Raw genomic sequence first — 10,331 nt, 5'->3', positions numbered from 1 at the left:
GAGTTGGATTGATCGTCTTTTGGTATCTGAAAGTTAGTTTTTTCCCAGACACTTTTTGTAATTATTCTGTGAAAATGATCGTCTTTTTTCTTTTCCCAGGAAATAGATGCTAAAATAAGTTAAAAATTATCTTTCAGAGGAAAACAACATGGAAAATTTCGTCACATTAAACAATGGAGTAAAAATGCCACGCCTTGGCTTCGGCGTCTATCAAATCGATGATCTCGCACAAACGCAACAAGTCGTCGAAGATGGTCTAGAAATCGGCTATCGTCTGGTTGATACAGCACAAATTTACGGTAATGAACAGGCAGTCGGGGATGCAATCAAGCGTAGCAACGTCCCACGTGAAGACATCTTCATTACTTCAAAAATCTGGGTCAATGATTACGGCTACGACAACACGCTCAAGGCCTTCGATGATTCAATGAAGAAACTGCAACTCGATTACATCGATCTTTATCTGATCCACAAGCCATACAACGATTATTACGGCACCTGGCGCGCACTTGAACGCTTATACAAAGAAGGTCGCATTCGTGCGATCGGCGTCAGCAGCTTTTGGAATGAACGCCTTGCCGATCTGATTACTTTTAATGATGTGAAACCAGCCGTGAACCAGATTGAAACTAACGTCTGGAACCAAGAGTGGAAGTCACAAAAGTACATGGAAAAAGAGGGCGTGCAGCCTGAAGCCTGGGCACCATTTGCGGAAGGAGCCAACCATATCTTTACCAATCCAGTTCTAGAAGAAATTGCTGCAAAGCATCATAAAACTACTGCTCAAGTAATGCTGAGATGGTTCTTGCAAAGAAACTATGTAGTGATTCCAAAGTCAGTTCATAAGAAGAGATTGGCAGAAAACTTCGATGTTTTCGATTTTGAATTAGATGCTGAAGATATGAAGAAGATCAAGACCTTGGATCAAGGTCACAGTATTTTAGAGGATGAAATGGATCCAGAAATTGTTGAGAGTTTTAGATAAAAGACTATAAAAAACAGGAGTCCAAATTTAGGACTCCTGTTTTTTATAGTCAGTTAAATTCTACATTTATTGGTAAATCTTACCGTCTTGTTTTTGCTTATTCTTTTCTTCAAGTGCCTTTTCACTAGCAGCCTTCTTAGGTAATAACCAGTTCAAAAGCATCCCGATAATAGTGGAAAGAGCAACTGAAGTTAATTGGAAGTTACCCAATTGGAGGTAAGCACCACCAATACCGATAACCAAGATAACTGAAGCAATCAACATGTTACGCTTTTCGCCAAAGTCAACCTTATCGTCAACTAAGATCTTCAAACCGTTAGAAGCGATTGTACCAAAGAGTAAGAATGAAATTCCTCCAATTACTGGCATTGGAATTGATTCGATTAACGCAGCAAGCTTACCAACAAAACTGAAGATGATCGCACAAACTGCGGCACCAGCAAGGACCCAAACTGAGTGAACCTTAGTCATGGCTAACACACCGATATTTTCACCGTAAGAAGTGGTAGGAGGACCACCGATGAAACCGGCAATAATTGTGGAAATACCGTCACCCATCATGGTTCTGTGAAGACCAGGGTTCTTGAAGAAGTTACGCTTAGTCAATGAGTTAAGCACCATAATGTGGCCCATGTGTTCAGTCATCGTAACGAAGGCAATTGGTGCCATCGCAAGGATGGCTGCTGGGTACCATTTGAAGTGGTAGCTGATGCCCATTACGTCAAGGGCTGGCACTGAGAACCAGGCAGCTTTTTCAACGCCTGAGAAGTCAACGATGCCCAAGAAACAAGAGAGAACATAGCCACAAATGATTCCAAGCATGATGGAAACCAAACTAGTGAAGCCCTTGAAGCACATTTGGAAGATCAAAGTCATTACCAAAGTGAAGATGGCAACACCGAAGTAAGTTAAGTCATACTTTTGGTGGTTCATCATGGCGTCGTTTGCGGCAGTAGTAGCAAGTGACAAACCAATAACGATAATGATTGGTCCAACCACGATTGGTGGCAAAACCTTGTTAACCCAACCAGAACCAACCTTGGCAATGATCAAAGCCACGATTACGTAAACTAAACCAGAAGCAATCGCACCTTGAGCAACTGCAGGATAGCCGTCAGTCTTCATCAATGCTTGCATAGTCGCAACGAAGGCAAAACTTGAACCTAAGTATGCTGGGATCTTAAAGTGGGTCAAGATCATGTGGACTAAAGTACCGACACCTGATGAAAGCAGGGCGATACTTGGGTTGATTCCGATTAAGATTGGAACCAAAACGGTAGAACCGAACATGGCAAACATATGCTGCAAGGAGAGCAGGATACCTTGACCAAGTTCAGGCTTTTCGTAGACGTCTAAAATCGCGTCCGGGTTTCTAAACTTTTCTTTTTCACTCATTCAAATACTCCTATCAAATACTCCTATTTGTTCATGATATCAATGCCGTCTTTATCATCGACTTCGGTCATTGATACTTTAACTTCCTCATCCATTGCGGTAGGGATGTTCTTACCGATAAAGTCAGGGCGAATTGGCAATTCACGGTGACCACGGTCGGTCAAAACTGCCAAGTTGATCTTAGCTGGACGACCTTGATCCATGATTGCATCAAGCGCAGCTCTAATAGTTCTACCGGTGAACAAAACGTCGTCGACTAAAACAACGTTTTTGTCGGTGATATCAAAGTCGAGTTGTTGACCATGAATCATCTTTTCCTTTTCGCTTTCTGGCAGGTCATCACGATATTGAGAAACATCGATTGCTCCCACAGGAACATCAACATCTTCAAGATTCTTAAGGTTCTTAGCAATTCTTTGCGCTAAGTAAAGACCACGAGTCTTGATTCCGATTAAAACTAAGTTTTCAGTACCTTTGTTGCGTTCGATAATTTCGTAGGTCATTCGCATTAAGGCACGTTTCATACTAATTGCATCAACAATTTCTTTTGCCATATATTTTTCCTTTCTTGGATGACCAAAAGAAAAAGACCACCAAGGACACTGAGTCCAAGATGGTCTTTCTGTTTCTGCTAGCACAAAAAAGACTAGCTCACGCAGATTTCCTTCTTAGCCTCACAGGACTAACTTTAAAGGTCATCACTATATTTTTATTATATTAAACTAGCAAAAGCGGATATTGTCAAGCAGATTCTAAAGAATGTTTTTTTCGATGTAGTTCAAAACGCCTTCTTCATCGTTAGTGTCAGTCACGTGGTTAGCCACTTCAAGAAGGGCTGGAACGACGTTCTTCATTGCGACGCCATCGCCAACTTCTCGTAGCATCTCTAGATCGTTTCCACCGTCACCGAATGCGCACATTTCGCTTAACTTAATGCCTAAAATATCACCCAATTCTTTTAAGCCGTTAGCTTTGTGAATGTCAGGTTGGATGATGTCGATGTCTCCGTGACCGCTGCTTGTAACGCCGCTATATTGGCTCAAGTTGTCCTTGAACAATTGAACAAAATAGTCGGTTTTTTCATCGGGACATTGAACTGCAAATTTTAGGATTTTATCGTGAATGTCACTAAAGCTCTTAATTTTTTCTAAGTGATGATAGTAATGGCTAGACATCTTAAAGTATTTTTCTGGCAAGATATCTAGGCCATAAGCTGCTTGTTCACCACAGACTAAGAAATTAAGATTGGGTACTTGATCTAATAAAAATTTTTCGATGGCTTTAACAGCTTCAGTAGGGTAAGAGTGTACTGTATAAACCTTTTCTGGATTACGGATAAGTGCACCATTTTCAGCTACGTAGTCAATATCATCATAATCGGTGAAAAAATCTTTTAATTGATAATATTGGTTACCACTAGCTACGACAAAATGAATACCTTTTTCATCAAGTTTAGAATGAATCTCCTTGAATCTGACTTCGTTGTATTTACTTTGTGAGTTTAAAAAAGTTCCGTCCATATCGACAGCGATTAATTTAATCATAGAAAATCTCTCCTATAAAAAGTAGGTATTTATATTTTATCATGAAACCGTTTACTATTTTGACAATTATAAAGGTAACTTGCATAATGTTCTAGTTAAAAAGTTTCTAAGTAAAAGGGTGAGATTGAATGAATAAAAAGCAAATTTCGATGGTAACTTGGTCCTTACTTTTGGCTAATATCATGTCAGGACTAGACGCTACCATTATTAATACGGCAATTCCTGCGATCGTTTCTGATCTGCACGGAATTCAATATATGGGCTGGATTGTTGCCTGCTTCTTGCTGGGGATGTCCGTTTCAGTACCAATTTGGAGCAAATTAGGTGAAAGAATGGGCAATAAATTTGCTTTTGAACTTTCACTTATCCTCTTTATTGTTGGTTCTCTACTTGAAGGGATAGCGCCAAATATTTACTTCTTCTTAATTGCCAGAATTTTAATGGGTATCGGTGCCGGCGGTATGGGCTCGCTGCCTTATGTTATTGTCGGTTTTATTTATCCGAATATTAAGAGAAGAACGGTTATTTTAAGCTACATTGCGGCCAGCTTCAGTGCGGCATGTATTGCGGGACCGCTTGTTGGTGGCTGGATTGTTGATGCCCTTTCTTGGCACTGGGTCTTCTACATCAATGTCCCATTAGGACTGATTTCCATTATTTTGAGTTTTGTCTTTTATCGTGATGTGCACAAGGCTAAGGAAAAAGTACACTTTGACAAAATGGGTGCCTTCACTTTGATCGCTGGCTTGTCCTGCTTTTTAGTTGGAATTCAGATGCTGGGTTTAGCTAGTGGTATCATGGTTGTAGCTTTCGTCATTATCGGAATTGCCTTACTTGTTGCCTTTATCTTTGTGGAAAACAAGGCAGATAGTCCTGTTGTACCGTTGAGTGTTTTTATGAATAAAGCGTTGGTGGGCGACTTTATCCTGTTTGCCCTAGCATGGGGTGCTTATATTTCAGTTAACACTTATTTGCCAATGTGGTCGCAGGCCATTTTAGGGACCTCCGCTTTAATCGGTGGGATGACCTTGATCCCTAACTCCATTTTGGATATTGCCGGTTCACAAAGCGCGCCATATTTCTTGCGTCATTTTAGCAATTATCGTTTGCTCATTATCGATTTTACTTTGATCGTCATTACCGTTTTAGGCTTGATCTTGGTGCCAATGAACACGCCGTATCAAATCTTGATGATCATTGCAGCTTTATCTGGTTTAGGTGTAGGTTCGATCTTTGTTATTTTGCAGATCAAGGTGCAGATTGACGCCAGTGAAAAAGATATGGCACCGGCTACGTCACTGAGTTTCTTGATTCGAATTCTTGCTCAAACTGTGATGGCTGCCATTTATGGGGTCATCATGAACTTGGCTTTGGCTCGAGGAATCACCGGTCATCGCGGCATTACGATGACCATGATGAACAAGTTGAGTGATGCGGAATCGGCTAAGAGTTTGCCAACTGCATTATTGCCAATCATGAGAAGAATTTTCCATTCAGGAATTATCGAAATTATGTATGTGGCACTGTTTTTAATGATTTGTGCGTACGTAGTTAACTTTATTTATAACAGACATGAAGCCAAAAAAGCGGCAGAATAAAAAGCTTGAGATTTTTCTCAAGCTTTTTATTTTTACTGTAAATTGCGAATGACGTTGATTCTGAACAAAAGTAGATTGATTAATACGATCACCGTGGTGACGATGAAGACCATGCTATAGTTGAACATCCCTGATACGAATGAACCAAGTAATGGTCCTACGATGTTGCCGATGTACATAGCCGACTGGTTCCATGAAAAGATACGGCCAGTAACGGCGGCAGGTGAGTTTTTGGTTAACATCGTTTGTACTTGTGGGAATAAACAAGCGTCAGAAAAACCAACTAAGAAGCGCAAAATTCCTAATTCAACTGTGTTTCGTACAAAAGCGGTCAGGAAGAAGAAAATTGATGCCGCAATAAAACCAGCCACGATGATTTTGTGAGTACCGATTTTATCACCAAGTGCACCGAAGCGGGAGGCCACTAGGAAAGTAGCAATCCCAGGAAGGGCGGCGATAACACCAGAGATGAAGACAACGTTGTCATGGCCGTTAAGTAATTGGCGGACATATAGTGAAACGATTGGGTTAATGGAGTTATTAGCTGCTTGAATAATTAAAGTGGTTAATAGCAAACCAAAGATCAGATGAGGCGAACGAAGCGACTTAATTACGCCGCTGGCCTTGTCCAATTTTTTCGCGGTAACTGGCTTAAAGTCGTCTTCATGAACGAAGAATAGAACTAAGATTGAGCATAATAAGAGCAAGCCACCAGTGATCATAAAGGTAATGCGGTATGAAAAAATTGATGTTAAAGCACCACCAACAAGTGGTCCCAGCAAGGTACCGGCAGTGGTCGCTGAAGCAATCGTTCCTAGAGCTTGTCCAGAATTTGTCTTCGGCGTTTCGGTGGCAACTAAGGCATTAGAGTTAGAAATAAAGCCGGCAAATACACCTTGCAGCATTCTAAGCAAAAGCAATTGCCAAACATTTTGAACTAACCCCATGCAGGTGATAACGACGGACATCCCGATTCCGGCCCGCAAAATCATTGGTTTACGTCCTTTTTTATCAGCTAATTTGCCCCACCAAGGAGAAACAACCGCTGAAACGATGAACGTACCAGAATAAACGATCCCAGACCAGAAGTTAAGTTGTTGGTGAGAGAAGTTGCCTAACGTGTTAATGTATAACGATAAGAAAGGCATAATTTCTGAAAATGCGATTCCTGCAATGAAGACCGCGATCGATAAGACGAATAGATTTTTCTTCCAAATAGGTTTTTCTTTCACGATGTAAACCCTCCTAATTTTAGTTTAGCAAAAAATAAAGATAAAGAACTATGATAAAATTTGATGTAAGGACTTACAGAAGGAGAAAATTATGGAAAAAGCACAAGAAATCGAAATGCTTAAAAAATTCTCAGATGCTAACGCTACATCTGGTTTTGAAGAAGAATTCGTTAAACTTTTTACTAGCTATGCAGAAAAGACAGCCAATATTGAGACTGACGGGATGCTCAATGTTTATGCATCAAAGAAGGAAAACAAGGGCAACCGTCCTGTAATTCAACTTGATGCCCACTCAGATGCAGTTGGTTTTATCACCCAGGCCGTTCGTCCAAATGGTTTAATCAAGTTTGTTCCACTCGGCGGCTGGGTAAAATACAATATCCCTGCTTTGAAGGTTAAGGTTAGAAACCGCGATGGCGAATACATCCCTGGTGTTGTCGCAACTAAGCCACCACACTTTATGACTGCTGCTGAAAGAAACAACGTGCCTGACGTTGCCGATATGTCAATTGATGTTGGTTCAAGCAGCCGTGAAGAAACAATTAAGGACTACAAAATCGACACAGGTTGTCCAATCTTTGTTGATGTAAAATGCGAATACCACGAAAAATCTGGGTTGTTCTTTGGTAAAGACTTCGACGACCGTTTTGGTGCCGGTGCGATGATTGACGTTTTGGACAACTTGAAGGGTGAAGAAACTAACTTTGATGTTGTTGCCGCTTTGTCTAGCCAAGAAGAAGTAGGTCTTCGCGGAGCTTACGTAACTGCTAGAAAAGTTAAGCCAGATCTATGTATTGTACTTGAAAGCTGTCCAGCAGATGACACCTTCACTCCTGATTGGCTTTCACAAACCGGTTTAAAGCGTGGACCAATGCTTCGTGATATGGATACTACATTCTTGCCAAATCCTAAGTTTCAACAGTATGCTTGCGACTTGGCTGACAAGATCAACATTCCATACACTCGTTCAGTTAGAACTGGTGGTGGCCAAGACGGTGCCGCAATTTACTACGAAAATGGTGCTCCAACAATTGTCATCGGTATTCCAGTGCGTTACGAGCACTCCCCATATTGCTTCAGCAGTTACAAAGACTTTAAGGCATCCGTTGATTTAGCTACTGCAATTATTCGTGATATTACCCAGGAAAAATTGGATAGCTTCAAGAAATTTTAATTAAAAGTAAAAAAAGCAGATTCGTACTTCATTTGGATCTGCTTTTTTTGATATACTGATACATAATTTTAACTTTTTTAAATTAATAATAGTGAGGTATAACGATTGATTACAGTATCCGACTTAAGTCTTAAATTTGGCGGCCGTACACTTTATGAAGATGTTAACTTAAAATTTACCCCAGGTAATTGTTACGGTGTGATTGGTGCAAATGGCGCTGGTAAATCTACTTTTCTTAAATTGCTAGAAGGTAAGCTTGAACCAACGACAGGCTCAATCAGCATTGATCCGAATGAAAGAATGTCTAGTCTTAACCAGGATCACTTTGCTTTTGAAGATTTCACCGTTATGGATACGGTTATTCAAGGGCACAAAGAACTTTATCAAGTAATGAAGGAAAAAGATGCGCTTTATGCTAAGCCTGATTTTGGTGATGAAGATGGTGTTAAGGCGGCAGAACTTGAAAGTAAGTTTGCAGAGCTTGATGGCTGGAATGCTGAAGCTGATGCTTCTAAATTGTTACAGTCATTAGATATTCCTGAAAGTGAACACCAGATGTTAATGAAGGAATTGCCTGAATCAGAAAAGGTTAAGGTGCTTTTAGCTCAAGCTTTATTTGGTAATCCAGATATTCTTTTACTTGACGAACCAACTAACGGTCTTGATGTTCACACAGTGGAATGGCTAGAAAACTTTTTGGCTGATTATCCAAATATTGTGATCGTAGTTTCACACGACCGTCACTTTTTAAATCAGGTATGTACTGAAATGTGTGATGTTGATCGTGGCAAGATTCAACTTTATGTTGGTAACTATGATTTCTGGTATGAATCAAGTAAGTTGGCTAATGAATTAGCAGCTAATCAGAATGCCAAAAAAGAAGAAAAGATTAAGCAGCTGCAAGAATTTATTGCCCGCTTCTCAGCTAATGCGTCTAAGTCACGTCAAGCCACTTCTCGTAAGAAGCAACTTGATAAAATTACTTTGGATGATATTAAACCATCATCAAGAAAGTATCCATTTGTTAAATTTGAAATGCATCGTGATCTTGGAAATGATTTGGTTAAGGTAGAAAACGTTTCATACTCAGTTGATGGTGAAAAGATCTTAGATAATGTTTCATTTATAGTTCGTCCCGGTGACAAGGTTGCATTTTTATCACGTAACGCTTTAGCAACAACCGCTTTGCTTGATATTATTGCTGGCAAAATTAAGCCAGATACAGGCACTGTTACCTGGGGTCAGACTACAGCCTTTAACTACATGTCTCGTGATTTAAATGCAAACTTTAATAACGATGATTTAACTATCTTAGATTGGTTAAGACAATATGCGACTAAGGAACAAGATGATAATACATTCCTTCGTGGTTTCTTAGGAAGAATGCTTTTCAGTGGGGAAGAAATTGAGAAGAAAATTAAAGTATTATCTGGTGGTGAAAAAGTTCGCTGTCAATTGTCTAGAATGATGCTTGAGCCGGCTAACGTATTAATTATGGATGATCCAACTAATCACCTTGATTTGGAATCAATTACTGCTTTGAACGACGCTTTGGTAGCATATCCTGGTTCAATATTATTTACTTCTCACGATCACGAATTTATTCAAACAATTGCCAATCATATCATCGAAGTTGGCCCTAAAGGAATCGTCAGCAGACAAGATACTACTTATGATGAATTCTTGGATAAAGACAGTATTCAGGAACAAGTTAAAAGAATATATTAAAATTAAGAGGATTCAGATGAAAAGAATCCTTTTTTGTGTTAAAAATACAAGTAGAAAAGTAAAATAAAATTAAAAAAGTTAGCTTTATAAGAGTTGTTCTTTATTTATTATATTAATATAAGAAAAATATTATATTGGAAATAGGGAAAGTTGTTAATGAAAGAGCAGATTATTTTTGAAGATTTTATTCAAGATCGTGAAGTAAGAATGTATGATAAGCATTTTTCTGATATGGATAATAAGGTGGAATACGATGTTTACGTTCAAGTTTTTACGATAGATAACTTACCATTTTCTTCTGTCACAGGTAAGTTGGAAAATATACCTTTTAATTATGATCATGCAAGTACAAAAGAAGTTGTAGTAAATAATGTAATAGGTGATTTTTTTAATCCTGTTACTAAAAAGTATGAGGTGTCGGATCATACCTTTGTTGTGGGACATATCAAGAATAGTAATCTTGATCGAGATGCCGCAATCGAACAAATGCAGCGAGCTGCTATGAACATAATTAATGAGTTGAATAAGCGTCAAATACCTCCTCATATGGTTATGCCACACCTTTTAACAGATGTAGAAAAGGCTAAACGAGTAGTAACAGATGATAATATTAAAATGTCCGTAAATTGCAATAATAAATTGAACACTTACGCTGTTTGATAGATTTTATCTAAT

General features: G+C 39.2%; 9 protein-coding genes. 5 read left to right on the top strand and 4 right to left on the bottom strand.

The genetic code is table 11. The features are described 5' to 3' along the window. The first annotated feature begins 148 nt into the window (after positions 1–148). Positions 149–985, top strand: a complete 837-nt coding sequence (locus tag CP355_RS08575) for an aldo/keto reductase (protein WP_046433865.1) — start codon at positions 149–151, stop codon at positions 983–985. A gap of 66 nt (positions 986–1,051) precedes the next feature. Here CP355_RS08575 and CP355_RS08570 read toward each other — a convergent pair whose 3' ends face one another. The 3 genes from CP355_RS08570 to CP355_RS08560 form a co-directional block, all read right to left on the bottom strand. After that, positions 1,052–2,380: a solute carrier family 23 protein gene (locus tag CP355_RS08570; protein ID WP_098044336.1), complete on the bottom strand. Its 1,329-nt coding sequence runs from the start codon at positions 2,378–2,380 to the stop codon at positions 1,052–1,054. 23 nt (positions 2,381–2,403) lie between these two features. Further along, positions 2,404–2,934 (bottom strand): bifunctional pyr operon transcriptional regulator/uracil phosphoribosyltransferase PyrR, encoded by a 531-nt coding sequence (pyrR, locus tag CP355_RS08565; protein ID WP_098044335.1) that lies wholly within the window; start codon positions 2,932–2,934, stop codon positions 2,404–2,406. A gap of 198 nt (positions 2,935–3,132) precedes the next feature. Next, positions 3,133–3,924: a Cof-type HAD-IIB family hydrolase gene (locus CP355_RS08560; protein WP_191335480.1), complete on the bottom strand. Its 792-nt coding sequence runs from the start codon at positions 3,922–3,924 to the stop codon at positions 3,133–3,135. Positions 3,925–4,052: 128 nt separating this feature from the next. Here CP355_RS08560 and CP355_RS08555 point away from each other — a divergent pair, with 128 nt between their 5' ends. Continuing rightward, on the top strand, positions 4,053–5,522 hold the full coding sequence (locus CP355_RS08555) for an MFS transporter (RefSeq protein WP_098044334.1): 1,470 nt from the start codon (positions 4,053–4,055) through the stop codon (positions 5,520–5,522). 32 nt (positions 5,523–5,554) lie between these two features. Here CP355_RS08555 and CP355_RS08550 read toward each other — a convergent pair whose 3' ends face one another. After that, entirely contained in the window at positions 5,555–6,754 is a 1,200-nt protein-coding gene (locus CP355_RS08550; RefSeq protein WP_098044333.1) for an MFS transporter, read from the bottom strand. A gap of 91 nt (positions 6,755–6,845) precedes the next feature. Between CP355_RS08550 and CP355_RS08545 the strand changes: the two genes are divergently transcribed. From CP355_RS08545 to CP355_RS08535, 3 genes are all read left to right on the top strand, one after another. Beyond that, positions 6,846–7,928, top strand: coding sequence for a M42 family metallopeptidase (locus CP355_RS08545; protein ID WP_098036889.1), 1,083 nt, complete (start codon positions 6,846–6,848; stop codon positions 7,926–7,928). Positions 7,929–8,033: 105 nt separating this feature from the next. Then, positions 8,034–9,656, top strand: a complete 1,623-nt coding sequence (locus CP355_RS08540) for an ABC-F family ATP-binding cassette domain-containing protein (protein WP_098044332.1) — start codon at positions 8,034–8,036, stop codon at positions 9,654–9,656. 156 nt (positions 9,657–9,812) lie between these two features. Beyond that, the gene (locus CP355_RS08535; protein WP_233187020.1) at positions 9,813–10,316 is read left to right on the top strand and encodes a hypothetical protein; all 504 of its coding nucleotides are present in this window, start codon (positions 9,813–9,815) and stop codon (positions 10,314–10,316) included. The last annotated feature ends 15 nt before the right edge of the window (positions 10,317–10,331 follow it).

The organism is Lactobacillus sp. UMNPBX4, assembly GCF_002554115.1.
Taxonomy (GTDB): domain Bacteria; phylum Bacillota; class Bacilli; order Lactobacillales; family Lactobacillaceae; genus Lactobacillus; species Lactobacillus gallinarum.
This window is presented reverse-complemented; position numbering and strand designations above follow the sequence as displayed.

Excerpts from the sequence above, each read along its gene's own strand:
- CP355_RS08575 (WP_046433865.1), top strand. The coding sequence starts at position 149 with ATGGAAAATTTCGTCACATTAAACAATGGAGTAAAAATGCCACGCCTT.
- CP355_RS08570 (WP_098044336.1), bottom strand. The coding sequence starts at position 2,380 with ATGAGTGAAAAAGAAAAGTTTAGAAACCCGGACGCGATTTTAGACGTC.
- pyrR (WP_098044335.1), bottom strand. The coding sequence starts at position 2,934 with ATGGCAAAAGAAATTGTTGATGCAATTAGTATGAAACGTGCCTTAATG.
- CP355_RS08560 (WP_191335480.1), bottom strand. The coding sequence starts at position 3,924 with ATGATTAAATTAATCGCTGTCGATATGGACGGAACTTTTTTAAACTCA.
- CP355_RS08555 (WP_098044334.1), top strand. The coding sequence starts at position 4,053 with ATGAATAAAAAGCAAATTTCGATGGTAACTTGGTCCTTACTTTTGGCT.
- CP355_RS08545 (WP_098036889.1), top strand. The coding sequence starts at position 6,846 with ATGGAAAAAGCACAAGAAATCGAAATGCTTAAAAAATTCTCAGATGCT.
- CP355_RS08535 (WP_233187020.1), top strand. The coding sequence starts at position 9,813 with ATGAAAGAGCAGATTATTTTTGAAGATTTTATTCAAGATCGTGAAGTA.